Origin of the sequence: Streptomyces sp. NRRL F-5727 (assembly GCF_000719555.1) — a bacterium.
GTDB lineage: Bacteria > Actinomycetota > Actinomycetes > Streptomycetales > Streptomycetaceae > Streptomyces.
Window position 1 is genome coordinate 25,314 of sequence record NZ_JOGX01000073.1, and the last position, 14,673, is coordinate 39,986.

Annotated in this window: 11 protein-coding genes; 6 read left to right on the forward strand and 5 right to left on the reverse strand. The window is 74.6% G+C overall.

Annotated elements, in window-relative coordinates; all coding sequences use genetic code 11:
- The first annotated feature begins 52 nt into the window (after positions 1–52).
- Positions 53–574 (forward strand): winged helix-turn-helix domain-containing protein, encoded by a 522-nt coding sequence (locus IF73_RS0132400; protein ID WP_031014083.1) that lies wholly within the window; start codon positions 53–55, stop codon positions 572–574.
- Here IF73_RS0132400 and IF73_RS0132405 read toward each other — a convergent pair.
- Positions 571–2,013 carry a PepSY-associated TM helix domain-containing protein gene (locus IF73_RS0132405; RefSeq protein ID WP_031014084.1) on the reverse strand — a complete coding sequence of 481 codons (1,443 nt, stop codon included), beginning with the start codon at positions 2,011–2,013 and terminating at the stop codon, positions 571–573. The genes IF73_RS0132400 and IF73_RS0132405 overlap by 4 nt on opposite strands.
- A 61-nt stretch (positions 2,014–2,074) precedes the next feature.
- Positions 2,075–2,731, reverse strand: a complete 657-nt coding sequence (locus IF73_RS0132410; RefSeq protein WP_031014085.1) for a hypothetical protein — start codon at positions 2,729–2,731, stop codon at positions 2,075–2,077.
- Between the two features lie 167 nt (positions 2,732–2,898).
- Here IF73_RS0132410 and IF73_RS0132415 point away from each other — a divergent pair, with 167 nt between their 5' ends.
- The 4 genes from IF73_RS0132415 to IF73_RS0132430 all read left to right on the forward strand — a co-directional run bounded on the left by IF73_RS0132415 (position 2,899) and on the right by IF73_RS0132430 (position 7,856).
- Positions 2,899–3,699 carry a tyrosine-protein phosphatase gene (locus tag IF73_RS0132415; protein WP_031014087.1) on the forward strand — a complete coding sequence of 267 codons (801 nt, stop codon included), beginning with the start codon at positions 2,899–2,901 and terminating at the stop codon, positions 3,697–3,699.
- Between the two features lie 63 nt (positions 3,700–3,762).
- A complete protein-coding gene (locus IF73_RS0132420; protein WP_037881212.1) occupies positions 3,763–5,817 on the forward strand; it encodes a hypothetical protein in 2,055 nt (684 codons plus the stop codon).
- Positions 5,818–5,910: 93 nt separating this feature from the next.
- Entirely contained in the window at positions 5,911–6,795 is an 885-nt protein-coding gene (locus tag IF73_RS0132425; RefSeq protein ID WP_031014089.1) for a metal-dependent hydrolase, read from the forward strand.
- Entirely contained in the window at positions 6,795–7,856 is a 1,062-nt protein-coding gene (locus IF73_RS0132430; protein WP_031014090.1) for a PDR/VanB family oxidoreductase, read from the forward strand. The genes IF73_RS0132425 and IF73_RS0132430 overlap by 1 nt, the downstream gene beginning before the upstream one ends.
- A gap of 19 nt (positions 7,857–7,875) precedes the next feature.
- Here IF73_RS0132430 and IF73_RS0132435 read toward each other — a convergent pair whose 3' ends face one another.
- The gene (locus tag IF73_RS0132435; protein ID WP_031014091.1) at positions 7,876–8,268 is read right to left on the reverse strand and encodes a hypothetical protein; all 393 of its coding nucleotides are present in this window, start codon (positions 8,266–8,268) and stop codon (positions 7,876–7,878) included.
- 37 nt (positions 8,269–8,305) lie between these two features.
- On the opposite strand from IF73_RS0132435, the gene IF73_RS0132440 reads away from it, so the two are divergent.
- On the forward strand, positions 8,306–9,025 hold the full coding sequence (locus IF73_RS0132440) for a TetR/AcrR family transcriptional regulator (protein WP_031014092.1): 720 nt from the start codon (positions 8,306–8,308) through the stop codon (positions 9,023–9,025).
- Here the strand turns inward: IF73_RS0132440 and IF73_RS0132445 are convergent.
- Positions 9,010–9,342, reverse strand: coding sequence for a 5-carboxymethyl-2-hydroxymuconate Delta-isomerase (locus IF73_RS0132445; RefSeq protein ID WP_031014095.1), 333 nt, complete (start codon positions 9,340–9,342; stop codon positions 9,010–9,012). The genes IF73_RS0132440 and IF73_RS0132445 overlap by 16 nt on opposite strands.
- 101 nt (positions 9,343–9,443) lie before the next feature.
- On the reverse strand, positions 9,444–14,673 hold a 5,230-nt coding region (pulA, locus tag IF73_RS0132450; RefSeq protein WP_031014096.1), incomplete at its 5' end, for a pullulanase-type alpha-1,6-glucosidase.

Here is a 14,673-nt window from a genome sequence, read left to right on the forward strand (position 1 = left end):
GACGTACGACGCCTGTCCGTCCGTTTCTTCGCGCGAGAGAGCCGAGACTCCCATGGTGCACACCCAGACCGCCGCCGCCCCGCTTGCCGCCTCCCGTCCCCGTCTGCGCGCCGTCGCGCCCGACGAGGCCGCCGGGATGGCCCGGGTCGCGGGCTTCCTGCCGCCGGGCGCCACGCTGCTGCCGGCGCCGCCGCACACCCTGCCCGTGCTGCCGGGCCGGCCGCCGATGGTCGGCTACCTGGTGCTGCTGCCGGCCGACCGGCAGCCCGATCCCGAACCCGGGGCCGTCGCCGAGGGGCCGGTCTCCATCGACGGCGAGCGGCGGATCGCCACCGTCGACGGGCGGGCGCTCGACCTGACGTATCTGGAGTTCGAGCTGCTCGCCCATCTCGTCGCCCACCCGCACCGGGTGCACACCCGCGACCAGCTGGTGCAGACGGTGTGGGGGTACGGGCACGTGGGCGACGGCCGCACCGTCGACGTCCATGTGGCGCGGCTGCGGCGGAAGCTGGGCGCCGAGCACCGCCGCACGATCCAGACCGTGCGGCGGGTCGGCTACAAGTACCTGCCCTAGGGGGCCGGGGTCTCCCGCTTCGTCCTCGCCCTGGCCGCCAGGGCGAGGACGAGTTCGGCGGCGAGCAGCGCCAGCAGGCTGAGGCCGAGCAGCGGGACGAACCAGCCGACGAGGGCGGTCGCCGCCGCGAGCGGCAGCAGCAGGGTCACCGGCACCTTCCGCCAGGCGCCCCGGCCCACCGGCCGGCGCGGGCGGCGCAGCCACCACATGCGGTAGCCCCAGAGGATCATCAGGGCCAGCGCGAGGGCGAGGGCGGCGAGCGCCAGCTGGTTGAACAGGCCCAGGAAGACACCGGTGTGGGCGTCGATGCCGATCCGGGTCAGCTGGGCGAGGAGCGGGTAGTCGGAGAAGCGGAGCCGGTCGAGGACGGTGCCGTCGGCCGGGTCCAGGGCGACCGAGTCCAGCTCGACCGGGAACTGCTTGTCGGTCTCCTTCACGACGTAGCCGCTGCCCTCGGCGGGCAGCGTGACGGCTATCGAGGCGCTGTCGAGACCGGCGGCGCGGGCGGCCGCCACCGCCCGGTCGACACCGATGTCGGCGGTCGCCGGGGCGGCGTCGGCCCCCGGCTGGTGGCCGGGGCCGTGGCCCGCGTGCTCGGAGCCCGCGCCGGGGGCGGCGCCGGCCGAGAGGGTCGGGGTCGCGCCGCCCAGGGCGTCCTGCAGGGTGCCGATGTTCTCTCCGGCGTACCGCGACCAGGTCAGTCCGGTCGCGGAGAGCAGCAGCAGGCCGAGCGCCGCCCAGAGACCGACCGAGCCGTGCCAGGAGAGGGTGCGGCGGCGGGACTTCGGGCCGCCCTCGGGCAGCAGGAGCGCTCGCCGCTTCGTGCGGCGCCGGGCGAACCAGAGGACCAGACCGCCGAGGACCAGCACCCACAGCCAGCTCGCGGCCAGTTCGCTGTAGATCCGGCCGGGTTCGCCGAGGTGCAGGTCGCGGTGGAGCCCGTCGATCCAGGTGCGCAGCGGCAGGGCGCCGCTGCTGCCGTAGCTGGGGAGCTGTCCGCGCACGTCGCCGGTGTACGGGTCGACGAAGACGGCGAGCGAGGTGCCCTCGGGCGCGTCGGGGTCGGCCATCAGGACGCGGGTGGTCGCGCCCGGTTCGGCGGCGGGCCAGACGGCGGTGACGGTGCCGTCCGGGTTCGCCTCGCGGGCGATGCCGACCTGGCGCTCCAGCGGGAGGACGGCGTCCCCGACCGGGACCTCCAGCTCGTGCGCGTACACCACCTTCTCGGCCTGGAAGGACAGCGCGTAGAGCAGTCCGCTGAGCGCGGCGACGAGGAGGAAGGGGGCGGTGAGGAGGCCGGCGGTGAAGTGGAGGCGGAGGAGGAGCGGGCGCAGGGCGCGCCAGGCGCCGGGGCGGCGCGGGGCGGTGGCCGAGGGGGACGTGGGGGTGTGCGGGGGTGCCTCGGTGCTGTCGGGGCGTGCGGGATCGTCGATGGTCATGACTGTCCTCGGAGTCTCGTGAGGGGTCTGCCGTCGGGCAGGGGGAAGCGGCCCCCGGCGTTCAGACGAGCGGACCGAGGACCATGGCGCGGGGGACGGACGGCCGGGGCGGGCCGCGCCGGGAGAGGACGTGCGCGAGGACGACGACGTGCGGGCGCCGGGCGTTCCGGCGGGGCCGCCGGACCGGGCGGCGCGGGTCGGCGGGGACGGCGGAGGGGCCGAGCGGGACGGCGAGGAGGTGCCGGAGCGGGGTGAGCGCCGCCTCCGCGAGCGCGAAGAACGCGGCCTCGCCGCGGGCCAGCCACAGCCCGCAGACCAGCGCGGCGAGGAGGTGGACGGCGAGCATGCCGGGGCCGCCGTCGGCGAGGGCGGCGAGGCCGTCGGGGGCGGCGGCGCTGGGGGTCTGGTGTGCCAGGTGGGCCGCGTGACCCGTGTGCGCCGCGGGGGTGGTGGCCGGGGCGTGGGCGCCGGTCAGGGAGAAGGCGGCGTGCAGGGCGCCCTGGGCGGCGAGGGTGGCGGCCGCGCAGGCGACGGGGCCGCGGCGGCGGCCGGCCGCGCACCAGGCGACGGCGGCCGTCGCGGCCAGGGCGGTGAGGAGGGTGAGCGGGTCGAGGGAGTGCGCAGACAGGGACGAATGCCCCACCGCTGCCAGTACGACGCACACGACCGCGAACAGGGCGGCTCTCAGGGCGCGCAGCGGCGACCGGGTGTGCGTCATCGGGGACATGGTGTCACCCGCCCTCGGGGCCGGGCAGACCGCCTGCCGATGGTACGGACCGGACTTCTTTCGGCGCCGCCGGCCGGGGCGGACGGGCTGGTGGTGCCGAGTCGGGCCGGGCCGCTTACGGTCGGAGGAGAGCCGCGCGACGGGAGGAGCCCGACCCCATGGCCGCGATACCCGCCACCTCGGTCGCCAATCTGCGGGACCTCGGCGGTCTCCCGCTGGGCGACGGACGTTCCGTACGGTCCGGGCTCGTGCTGCGGTCGGCGCAGCTCGACCGGCTGGAGCCGGACGAGGATGCCGTGACCGAGCTCAAGATCCGTACCGTCGTCGACCTGCGGACCGAGGCCGAGCGGGCCGACCGGCCGGACCGGCTGCCGGACGGGGCGCGGGCGGTCGTCGCCGACGTGCTCGCGGACCAGCTGGCGGCGAGCGGGCTGCCGCCGGCCGCCCGGCTCAAGACCCTGCTCGGCGATCCGGCGCTCGCGGAGCGGCACCTCGGCGGCGGGCGGATCGTCTCGGCGATGCGGGGCACCTACCGCGCCTTCGTGACCAGCGACTCGGCCCGCGCCTCCTACCGGACCCTGCTCACCGAGCTCGCCACGCCCGGCGCGGGCCCGCTGCTCTTCCACTGCACGGCGGGCAAGGACCGCACGGGCTGGGCGGCGACGGTGGTGCTCGGTCTGCTCGGCGCGGACGAGGCGACCGTCCGGGAGGAGTACCTGGCGGTCAACCCGGCGGTGCGGCAGGCGTTCGCCCCGCTGATCGAGGGCTTCGTCACCCAGGGCGGCGACCCCGAGCTGGTCCTCGCGATGATCGGGGTCCGGCCCGAGTACCTGGACGCGGCGTTCGAGGAGGTGGCGACCCACCACGGCTCCCTGGACGCCTACGTACGCGACGGCCTGGGCGTCCCCGACGAGCTCACCGCGCTGCTCCGGGAACGCCTGACGGTGTACGCGGCGTGAGGTCCCGCCGCTGGGACGGGACCGCCGGGGTGACCATCGGAAGAATCGCTCGTTCTGCTGAACGTGAGCACCCAGGATCTCGTTCCGTCACCCGTGGGGCCCGTCGACGTCGAGCAGGCCGAGGCCGCCCTCGTCGAGCGCTATCCGCGTCTCGTACGCATCGCCTATCTGGTCCTGCCGCCGACGCTGGGGCGTAACCGGCGGGTGCTGACCGCGCACGCGCTGGTCCAGCGGGCGCTGCCTCGGCGGCGGGTTCCGGGGCCGGCCGTGCCCGGGGCCCGGCGGCCGGAGGACGCGGTGGATCCCGGGTACGCGTATGTGCGCGGCGAGGTGCTGCGGCAGGCGCTGGTGGCCGGGCTGCCGTTGCGGCGGGCGGCCCTGCCGCGCCGGGCCCAGTTGCCGCCGCTGCTGCCGCAGGTGTGGGGGCTGCGGCTGTTCCCGCGGGCCGGCGGGGCCGACGAACTGGCCCTGGACCAGCTGCTGTCCCGGCTCTCCGCGCCCGCCCGCGCCGCGTACGTGCTGCGCGGTCTGGAGCGCCAGGGGGACGCCGAGGTCCTCCGGGTCCTCGCCTCGGTGGGGGCCGAGGACCCGGAGTCGGCCCTCGCCGAGCTGGCCGCCCTGGAGGAGGAGCCGGGGAGCGAGCCGGTGGGCGAGCCTGGGGGCGAGCCGGGGGCCCGCCCCGGCGAGCGGCCCGAGCGGGTCGCCGAGCAGGCCGGGCCCGGCCGCAGCGCGAGCGGCGGCAGCGGTGGCTCTGCCGGGCCTCGGCTCAGTGGGGCCTCGCTGCTGGAGTCGGCGGAGTTCGACCCCTGCACCCTGCAGGCGCGGCCCGGGGATCTGCTGCGGCGGCGGCAGCACGGGCGGGCCGCGCTCGTGGGGGCGGTCGCGCTGCTGGTGTGCGGGGCGCTGCTCGGGCTGCCCGGCGACGGGTGGGGCAGAAACGGTGCTGCTGCGCCCAGTTACGCCCGTAACCCCGCCGCCGAGGCCGCGCTCGATCCGGCGAAGGTCAAGCGGGTCTCGCCGGCCGTCTGGCCCGGGGCCGTACGCCGGGACTTCTCGGTGTGGCCCGCGCGCGGCGAACTCGCCGGGGACGCGGACCTGTTGCGGCGCGCGCTCGCGGTGTGGGCGCGGCCCGGCGGGGCGGTGGAGTCGTCGGCGACGCCGGGGACTCCGGTCGGGCCGCCGATGGGGCCGCCGCAGCTCCTCTTCGCGGGGCGGGTGGACGCGGCCCGGGTGGTGCTGTTCCACGACGGGCTGCGGATCGTGCGGTACGCCGAGCCGGTCGAGGGCGGCGCGGGCGCCGGGCTCGACTTCGCGCGGGCCGACGCCGCGGAGGGCCCCGGCGCGACCGCCGTCGTGGTGACGCGGGCGGCCGGGAACGTGCGCTATCTGACCGCGCCCTGGGTGACCGGCGCGTCCGTGCGGGACCTGCTGATGCCCGGCAAGGAGCCGTGGCGGCTCGGCCGGGACGCGCGCGGGGTGACCGACGCCGTGCCCAGCCCCGCGCTCGCGAAGGAGTGCGCGCGGTGGAACACCCTGGAGCTGACGGACGATTCCGGCGGACGGCTCCTCGGCGACCTCGGCGAGCTGCTGCCCGCCCGGCTGCTGTGGGGCGCTCCCGACGCGCCCGTGGACGCCACCGGCCGGGATGCGCGGGCGGCCTGGGCGCGGACGGCGTGCCAGCTGACGACGGTGGTCGGGCAGGGCGTGCGGTCGGTGCAGGCGTGGCGGTTCGCACGGCAGACCCTGCCGGAGGGCGCGGGGCGGGCGACCTGGGTGTGCACCCGGGCGGAGACCTGGCGGGGCACCGGCAGCCGGGTCCTCGCGCAGTTCCTGCCGCCGGACCGGAAGGCGCCGGCGGCGCTCGCCTCCCGCGCGCAGGACGCCCCGGCGTGCGGGGCGCGGGAGCCGCGGGTGCTGGCCGGGGCGCTGTGGCAGGCGCCGGGCGGCGGCTGGTACGTGCTGGCGGCGGGCGGCCCGGACGTGGCCTCGGTCGAGGTGAGGGGCGGGGTCACGGCCCGCGCCGAGGGCCCGGTCCTGGCGGCGAAGGCGGCGGCGGGCGCCCGCGCGGACCTGTCCGCGACGCTGGAGGACGGGCGCCGGATGCCGGCGCTGCGGTGAGGGGTCGCCGCCGCGCCTGAGCGGCGGGTGGCGGGCCGAAAAAGCCCGTGCACGGCTCTGTCGCGCGTGCTTACTCCTCAGTACATTGACGGCATGTCTAATACGCAGCCTGCACCGGTGGCGTCCGAACACGTCGAGCTCAAGGCCCGCAAGGTCGCCTTCGACTGGCAGGAGACCCCGCTCCACTGGGTCCCCGGCGACCCCTTCACCACGCACACGATCAACGTGCTGCACCTGCTGCTCCCGGCCGGTGAGCGGTGGTTCGTGCACGTCTACCAGCAGGCGCTGCCGTACGTCACCGACGACCGGCTGCGCGAGGACGTCATCGGCTTCATCGGCCAGGAGGCCGTGCACTCGCAGGCGCACGACGACGTCCTGCCGCACCTGCGGAAGCAGGGGCTCGACCCGACCCCGTACACCGCGCAGGTCGACTGGTTCTTCGAGAAGCTGCTCGGCGACCGGACGCTGCCGCCGGGCCGGGCCCGGCGCTGGTGGCTGATGGAGCGGGTCGCGCTGATCGCCGCGATCGAGCACTACACCGCCTTCCTCGGCGACTGGGTGCTCAACGCCGAGGAGCTGGACCGGCGCGGCGCCGACCCGATGATGATGGACCTGCTGCGCTGGCACGGCGCCGAGGAGGTCGAGCACCGGGCCGTGGCCTTCGAGCTGTTCATGCACCTCGACGGCGGCTACCGGCGGCGCGCCCGCACCTGGGCGCTCGCCTTCTCCGCGCTGGTCTTCCTCTGGCAGCGCGGGGTCCGCTTCTTCCTGGAGAACGACCCCAGCCTGCTCGACCCCAAGGCGTCCTGGGCGGACTTCTACCGCAGGGGCCGCGAGGGCGTGCTGCCGTCCACGCCGGCGATGCTGCGCTCGATACCCCGCTATCTGAGCCGCTCCTACCACCCCTCCCAGGAGGGCGACACCGCGCAGGCCGTGGCCTACCTCGCCTCCTCCCCCGGCGCCAACGGAGGCCGCTGATGCCCCGGTTCACCACCGTCGCGCTGGCCGCCGGCGCCGTGCTCCTCGTCCGCCGGGCGGTCCGCTCCCGCATGACGAGCGCCCCGCTCTGGCCGTTGCCGTCGCTGGAGACGCCCGTCTCCGGGTACGGACGCGGGGCGACCGTCCCGCGCCGGGTGCTCGTCACCGGCCGGGCCGTCCCCGCCGAGGGCGTCGTCGAACTGCGCCTGGAGGGCGAGCGGCTGCCGTCCTGGGAGCCGGGCGCCCACCTCGACCTCGTCCTCCCCTCGGGGCAGGTCCGGCAGTACTCGCTCTGCGGCGACCCGGCGCAGCCGGACGTCTACCGGATCGCGACCCGGCTCATCGAGGAGGAGCAGGGCGGCCGGGGCGGCTCCCGCGAGGTGCACGAACAGCTCCACGAGGGCGTCGAGATCGAGGTCCGGGGCCCGCGCAACCGCTTCCCGCTGGTCTCCTCCCCCGCGTACGTCTTCGTCGCCGGCGGCATCGGGATCACCCCGGTCCTGCCGATGGTGCGGGCCGCCGAGGCGGCGGGCGCGGACTGGCGGCTGGTCTACTGCGGACGGTCCCGCGCCTCGATGCCGTACCTGTCCGACCTGCTGCGGCTCGGCGGGGACCGGGTGACCGTCGTCGCGGAGGACGAGGACGGCCGTCCGGACCTGTCCTTCCTGGCGCAGGTGCCGGCCGAGGCGCAGGTCTACTGCTGCGGGCCGGACGGGCTGATGGACGCCGTCACCGCCGCGATGCCGGAGGGCCGGGCCCCGCGCCTGGAGCGCTTCTCGGCGCTCGCCCCCGCCGACGGCACCCCCTTCGAGGTCGAACTCCGGCGCTCCGGGCGGACGGTGGCCGTCGCCGCCGACCAGTCGGTGCTCGCGGCGGTACGGGAGGAGGTGCCGGGCCTCATGTACTCCTGCACGCAGGGCTTCTGCGGCACCTGCCGGCAGACCGTCCTGGACGGGGAGGTCGACCACCGGGACGAACTCCTGACCGACGCGGAGCGGGCGGACTCGATGCTGATCTGCGTCTCGCGCTGCGCCGGGAGGAGGCTCGTCCTGGACCTCTGAGCCGTGACCGCCGCGACCGTCAGGGCAGGATCAGCCAGTCGAAGGCGAGGGCGGCCGCGAGACCGCTCACCAGGAGCCAGGTGCCCAGCCGGGTGCGGCCGTTGCGGGAGAGCTCGATGACGATGCCGCAGAGGATCATCGCGAGCCCGTAGACGCCCACGACCAGCACGGACGTCCGGCTGGCGAGGCGGACCACCAGGACCACGCCCATCACCACGAGCAGCACCGAGGCGGCCGCCACGCGCAGCCGCCTCGCCTGCTTGGGCGTCATGCCGTCGACGGCGTCCGCCGCATCCTCGGCCTCGTCCTCGGCGTCGTCCTCGGCCTCGTCGTCCACCGCCTCGTCGAGTTCGTCGGGCTCGTCGGTCACGGGGCTCTCGGCGGCCGGGGTGGACTGGTCGGAAGCGCTCATGAACGAGGAGCGTAACGGACCCCGATAGGCTGTTCGTATGACGACCGGTGTGCGGCGCAGGATGGGCGTCGAGGAGCGCAAGCAGCAGCTGATCGGGGTGGCCCTCGAACTCTTCAGCAGCCGCTCCCCCGACGAGGTGTCCATCGACGAGATCGCCGCCGCCGCGGGCATCTCCCGGCCGCTGGTCTACCACTACTTCCCCGGCAAGCAGAGCCTGTACGAGGCGGCGCTGCGGCGCGCGGCCGACGAGCTCGCGGCCCGTTTCCTGGAGCCGCCGCAGGGCCCGCTGGGGGCGCGGCTGCTGCGGGTGATGGGCCGGTTCTTCGACTTCGTCGACGACCACGGGCCGGGCTTCGCGGCGCTGATGCGGGGCGGTCCCGCGGTGGGTTCGTCGACGACCAACGCGATGATCGACGAGGTGCGGCAGGCCGCGTACGAGCAGATCGTCGCCCACCTCGGGGTGGCGGAGCCGTCGCCGCGGCTCGAACTGGTGGTGCGGTCCTGGGTGTCGCTCGCCGAGTCGACGGCGCTGCTGTGGCTGGACGGGCGGCGGGTGCCGCGCGCGGAGCTGGAGCAGAAGCTGGTGCACGACTTCGCGGCGCTGACGGCGGTGAGCGCGGTCTACGACGAGCAGGCGGCGAAGGTGCTGTCGGCGATCCTGGCGGAGGAGCCGGCGGACGGGCCGTTCGCGGAGCTGGTGGGCCGGCTGCTCGAACTGGCGCCGGCCCCGGCCGTGCCGGATCAGCGCGTGCGGTAGGAGCTCTCCAGGTCGCGCACCTCGACCGAGAGGTGGGCGCCGTCCACCGCCTTGAGGTGGCGGGGCAGCAGGTCGAGGACGGCCTCGGCGAGCCGGGCCTTGACCGCGTCGGCGCGGCCGGACAGCAGCGCGATCTCCACGTGCACGACGACGTCGTCCCCGGCCCCGTCGCCGACGACGGTCTCCTCGACCTCGCGGAAGCGGGTCTTGCAGGCGTCGGGGGTGGTGTCGACCGTCTCGACCACCAGGGCGTGGAGGGCGAGCGCGAAGCCGCGCCGGTCCAGGGGCGCGGAGTAGTCGACGGTGATCTGCGGCATGACGGTCTCTCCTGGTGGTACGGGATGTCGGGCCACAGCTTCACGGCACGGGCCCCGGCCGCACAAGTGGCGACCGGGGCCCGTGGCCGGTGGGGGATCCGTCAGCCGGTGGCCTTGAAGACCGCGACCGTGCGGGCCGGGACCGTGAAGGTGCCCGAACCGGCCGCGTAGGAGGCGGACTTGGTGACGGTGTCGGAGCCGTTCGCCTGGACGGGGTGGAGGGCGTAGCCCTTCCCGGCCAGGTCGGCGACCCGCTGGGCCTGTTCCCGCGGGGTCGCGTTGAACACGACCACGAGGTCGCCGAGGCGCATGGTGATCACGCCCGGGGTCTCGTCGGTGCCGGAGAGCGGGAAGGAGAGGGCGGACTGCACCTGGCCGGCCGTGGCGAGCGAGAAGGCCGGTTCGGTGGAGCGGATCCTCTGCAGGTCCCGGTAGGCGGCGGAGGCGCCGTCGATCTCGGCGCAGCCGGGCGTCAGGTTCGGCAGGGCGAGGAGCGGCTTGCCGTAACCCCACTTGGCCTTGTTGTCGGCGGCCGGCGGCAGGCCGATGCCGAAGCCGTTGCCGTCGCGGCAGTCCCAGTGGATCGCGTTGAACCAGTCGCCGCTGTCGTACGAGTTGCGGTCCAGGGACTTGGAGCGGAGCAGGTCGGAGCCGGCCTGGGAGAGCGCCGGGCCCTGGGAGAGGGTGGCCGTGGCCATCGCGAGGACCTGCATGCGGGCCCGGTCGGCGGCGGAGGTGCCGGCGGGCAGCTTGAACGCCAGGGCGTCGTAGAGGGTCTCGTTGTCGTGGGCGTCGGCGTAGGCGAGGGCGTCGCCGGGGGCGGCGGCGTAGCCGGCCGGGGCGCCGTTGTAGTCGACCTCGGAGCCCTTGACCGTGCGGCCCGAGGTGTCGGTGAAGGTGTAGCCGGCGAGGTTGCCGGTGAGGCCGACCTTGATGAGGTCCTGGTAGTGCAGGAGGCGGGCCTTCTGCTGCTCGGGGGTGCCGTTGGCGGCGGAGGTGTTGGGGTCGGTGTAGAGGCCGGAGGCGAAGCCCTGGATCCCGGGGTCCTCGTCGAAGGGGCCGCCGCCGCGGACGGCGTCCCGGGCCCGGTCGGAGAAGGTGGCGACGCCGGTGCCGGCCATGTTCTTCTGGGTGGCCTGGACGAAGCGGGCGTCGTCGGCGATCTCGCCGAAGTTCCAGCCCTCGCCGTAGAGGACGATCGCCTTGCCGTCGACGCCGTCCTTCTCGACGGTCAGGGCGTCGAGGGCCCTGCGGACGGCGAGGATGTTCTCCTTCGGGTGGTGGCCCATGAGGTCGAAGCGGAAGCCGTCGACCTTGTACTGCTTCGCCCAGGTGACGACCGAGTCGACGACGAGCTTGCCCATCATGGCGTTCTCGGGCGCGGTGTTGGCGCAGCAGGTGGAGGTGGCGACGGATCCGTCGGCCTGGAGGCGCTGGTAGTAGCCGGGGACGATCCGGTCGAGGACGGACTTGTCGGACTGTCCGGCGGCGACGGTGTGGTTGTAGACGACGTCCATGACCGTGCGCAGACCCTGCCCGTTGAGGGCCTGGACCATCTGCCGGAACTCGACCGTGCGGCGGGTGCCGTTCGGGTCGGTGGAGTAGGAGCCCTCGGGGACGGTGTAGTGCAGCGGGTCGTAGCCCCAGTTGTAGGCGTCCTTCGCGGCGGCGGCGGTGACGCACGCCTGCTGCTCCTCGGAGTCGGGGGCGTAGACCTTCAGGTCGCAGGCGGGGACGGTCTGGTCGGACTTCTTCTCGGGGATGGTGCCGATGTCGAAGGCCGGGAGGAGGTGGACGTAGGAGGTGCCGGAGTCGGCGAGGGCCTTGAGGTGCTTCGAGCCCTTGCTGTCCTTGTCGGTGAAGGCGAGGAAGGTGCCCTTGTGGTCGGCCCTCGCGGTGGGGTCGGCGACGGAGAAGTCGCGGACGTGGAGTTCCTGGATCTGGGCGTCCCGCAGCGGCACGGCGGCCGGCTTCCTCAGGGTCTTCCAGCCGGCGGGGGCGAGCTTCGGGTCGGTGAGGTCGACGACGAGGCTGCGGGCGGAGTCGGCGGTGAGGGCGGTCGAGTAGGGGTCGGTGACCCGGTTCTCGACGAGCTTCTGGACGGTGGGCGCCCAGACCTTCACGACGTACCGGTACGGCTTGCCGTTCCAGGTCTTCGGGCCGGTGGCCCGCCAGACGCCGGAGGCGTCGTCGCGGCGCATGGGCACGGTCCGGCCGTCGATCTCCAGGGCGACGGACTGGGCGGTGGGGGCCCAGAGGGAGAGGGTGGGGCGGCCGTTCCGGAAGACCGGGCCGAGGTCGGCGCGGGTGGCCTTCGCGGCGTACAGGTCGTCGAGGACGCCGGCGGTCTGGACGCCGGTGGCGGCGAGCAGGGCGCCGTTGGCGGCGCGCTGGGTGGCGATCAGCTGGCCGCGCAGGGAGGCGCGGACGCGGTCGGCGTCGCGGGGGTCGACGGTGAAGGCGGGGTAGTCCTGAAGGTGCGGGAACTTCGCCTTCTGCGCGTCGGTGAGGCTGCCCGCGGTCAGCCGGAGCCACTGTCCCTCGCTGCTGAGGGCGCCGTCGGTGACGGTGATGCCGCCCTCGGGGGCGTAGACGAGCTGCTGGCTGGTGGAGTCGTTCGCCTTCACCTTCCAGACGACGGTGTTCCGGTCGATCCACTGCGCCTCGGCCTTGCCGAGGTCGAGGGCGGGCGCGCCGCCGGAGGTCGGCAGGAGGTACTTCGGCTGTCCGGCGAGCAGCCAGACCTCGTGGCCGGTGCCGGCGAGGTCGAGGGACTGGTCGGTGGGGAGGTCCTTCTGGTCGCCCTTGTGGAGGATGTACGAGAGCGAGGTGGCGCCCTCGGCGAGCGGGACCTCGTAGACGGCGCCGTAGGCGTCGATCCGGGTGGGCAGGAGGGGCTTGGACCAGTCGGTGGGCTGGGCGGCGCCGGTCCACAGGTGGAGGCCCCAGCCGTCGTAGTTCCCGTCCTCGCGCTGGTAGTGGAGGACGGCCTTGGTCTTGTCCGGGGTGGCCGGTGCCGGGTTGGTGTCGGACTGGCCGTCCTGGCCCTGGGTGACCCAGACCTCGCCGGTGCGGCCGAGGTCGACCGTGCGCTGCGGGCCGTCGGCGGTGCCGTCCTTCTCGACGGTGTACGCGACGGAGGAGGCGCCCTCGGGGAGCTTGACCCAGGCGAAGGCGCCGAAGGCGTCGCGGCCGGTGAAGGCGGCCCGCTGTCCGGCGGCGTTCAGGGTCCAGCCGTCGTAGTTCCCGTCCTCGCGCCGGTAGTGGACGATCGCGTACGGGCGCTCGACGGCGACCGGCTTCTCGGGGGCCGGGGGCGCGCCGGCGGTGGTGGCGGCGGTGGCGCTCGCGGTGCGTCCGGCGGAGTCGACGACGACGGCCTTGTAGCGGAGCGGGGTGCCGGCGGGCGCGGTGACGTGCTGGGTGACCTTGTAGGGGGCGTGGTCGGCGGTGCCGAGGGTCTGCCAGCGCCCGTTGCCGACCTGGGCGGCGAAGACGACCCGGTTCAGGGCGCCGCCGGTGACCTCGGCGCCGAGCTCGACGGTGCCGGTGGAGCCGGCGGCGGGGGCCTTGAGGGTGACGGTGGGCTTCGCGCCGGCGGGCGGGAGGGGCGCGTCGGCCCGCAGGACCAGGGTGGAGAGGGCGGGGACGGTGACGGTGACCTTGCCGTCCTTCGCGGTGACGGCGCCCTGGCCCCCGTACAGGGTGTGGAAGGCGGCGGAGTCGACGGGGACCTCGACGGTCTTCGGCTCGGTGGCGCTGTTGGCGGCGACCAGGTACTCGACGCGCTGCCGGGCGTCGGTGCGGGTGGCGGCGTAGACGGAGCCCTCGGCGTGGCGCTCCCGCTGGACGCCGTCGCGCAGGGCGGGGTGCTCGCGGGTGAGCTTCGACAGGGCGGCGATCGACCGGTAGACCGGGTGGCCGGTGTCGTACGCGTCGGAGGCGTGCGTGCGGTCGGTGCCGAGCTGGTCGTCGTCGAGGTAGTCGGCGACCTGGGAGCCGAAGAGGGTCTGGCGGGCGTCCTTGTCGCCGCCGGCGCCGGTGAAGCCCTGCTCGTCGCCGGAGTAGACCACCGGGTTGCCGCGGGAGAGGAACATCAGCTCGTTGGCGAGCCGGGCGCGCCGGACGAGTTCGGCGTCGCTCGCGTCCGGGTTGTCCTGCTTGAGGAAGGTCCCGAAGCGGCCCATGTCGTGGTTGCCGAGGAAGGTGACCTGCTCGTAGGCGTTGGCCTTGTCGGTGGTGTACCGGAAGTCGTCGGCGAAGACCCTGGCGAGGCGGTCGGCGCCGGCGCCCTGGGAGGCGAAGGCGCGGGCGGCGTCCTGGAAGGGGAAGTCGAGGGTGGCGTCGAGCCGGCCCCGGGTGACGTAGGGGGCGGTGACGGTGGTGTCGGCGGAGTACACCTCGCCGAACATGAAGAAGTCCTCGCGGCCCTGCTTCTTCGCGTACGCGTCGAGCGCGGTGGCCCACTGGGTCCAGAAGTCCAGGTCCACGTGCTTGACGGTGTCGATGCGGAAGCCGTCGATGTCGAAGTCGCGGACCCAGGTCTCGTAGATCCTCTTCATGCCCTCGACGACCTCGGGGCGCTCGGTCCACAGGTCGTCGAGGCCGACGAAGTCGCCGTACTCGGCGGACTCGCCCTGCCAGGTGGAGTCGCCCCGGTTGTGGTACATCGTGGGGTCGTTGAGCCAGGCCGGGACCTTGTCGCCGCTCCGCTCGACGGGGGTGTACGGGAACGAGTCCGCGTCGACCTTCCCGATCGCGGTGCGGTCGTCGAAGGGGCGGCCGTCCTCGTCGAGGTACGGGTAGGCGCCCTTGGGGCGGTAGCCGTACTTCTTCTCGGCGTAGTCGACGGTGTCGGCGGTGTGGTTGGTGATGACGTCGAAGAAGACCTTCATGCCCTTGGCGTGGGCGGCGTCGATCAGCTTCCTGAGGTCGTCGTTGGTGCCGAAGTGCGGGTCGACCTGGGTGAAGTCGGTGATCCAGTAGCCGTGGTAGCCGGCCGAGGCGTCCTTGCCCTCGCCCTGCACGGGCCGGTTCTTGAAGATCGGCGCCATCCAGATGGCGGTGGTGCCGAGGCCCTTGATGTAGTCCAGGCGCTGGGTGAGGCCCTTGAGGTCGCCGCCCTGGTAGAAGCCCTTGTCGGTGGGGTCGAAGCCGGTGGCGGTACGGCTGCCGGTGAGGCCGCCCCGGTCGTTGGAGGTGTCGCCGTTGGCGAACCGGTCGGGGAGCACGAAGTAGAACTGCTCGCGGGTGAGGTCCTGGCGGGCCGGTTCGGCGGCGAGCGCCCGGTCGGACGGCGGGGCGGGCGGGCGGGGCGCGGCGGTGGCGGGG

Excerpts from the sequence above, each read along its gene's own strand:
- IF73_RS0132440 (WP_031014092.1), top strand. The coding sequence starts at position 8,306 with ATGACGACCGGTGTGCGGCGCAGGATGGGCGTCGAGGAGCGCAAGCAG.
- IF73_RS0132415 (WP_031014087.1), top strand. The coding sequence starts at position 2,899 with ATGGCCGCGATACCCGCCACCTCGGTCGCCAATCTGCGGGACCTCGGC.
- IF73_RS0132405 (WP_031014084.1), bottom strand. The coding sequence starts at position 2,013 with ATGACCATCGACGATCCCGCACGCCCCGACAGCACCGAGGCACCCCCG.
- IF73_RS0132445 (WP_031014095.1), bottom strand. The coding sequence starts at position 9,342 with ATGCCGCAGATCACCGTCGACTACTCCGCGCCCCTGGACCGGCGCGGC.
- IF73_RS0132410 (WP_031014085.1), bottom strand. The coding sequence starts at position 2,731 with ATGACGCACACCCGGTCGCCGCTGCGCGCCCTGAGAGCCGCCCTGTTC.
- IF73_RS0132435 (WP_031014091.1), bottom strand. The coding sequence starts at position 8,268 with ATGAGCGCTTCCGACCAGTCCACCCCGGCCGCCGAGAGCCCCGTGACC.
- IF73_RS0132425 (WP_031014089.1), top strand. The coding sequence starts at position 5,911 with ATGTCTAATACGCAGCCTGCACCGGTGGCGTCCGAACACGTCGAGCTC.
- IF73_RS0132430 (WP_031014090.1), top strand. The coding sequence starts at position 6,795 with ATGCCCCGGTTCACCACCGTCGCGCTGGCCGCCGGCGCCGTGCTCCTC.
- IF73_RS0132400 (WP_031014083.1), top strand. The coding sequence starts at position 53 with ATGGTGCACACCCAGACCGCCGCCGCCCCGCTTGCCGCCTCCCGTCCC.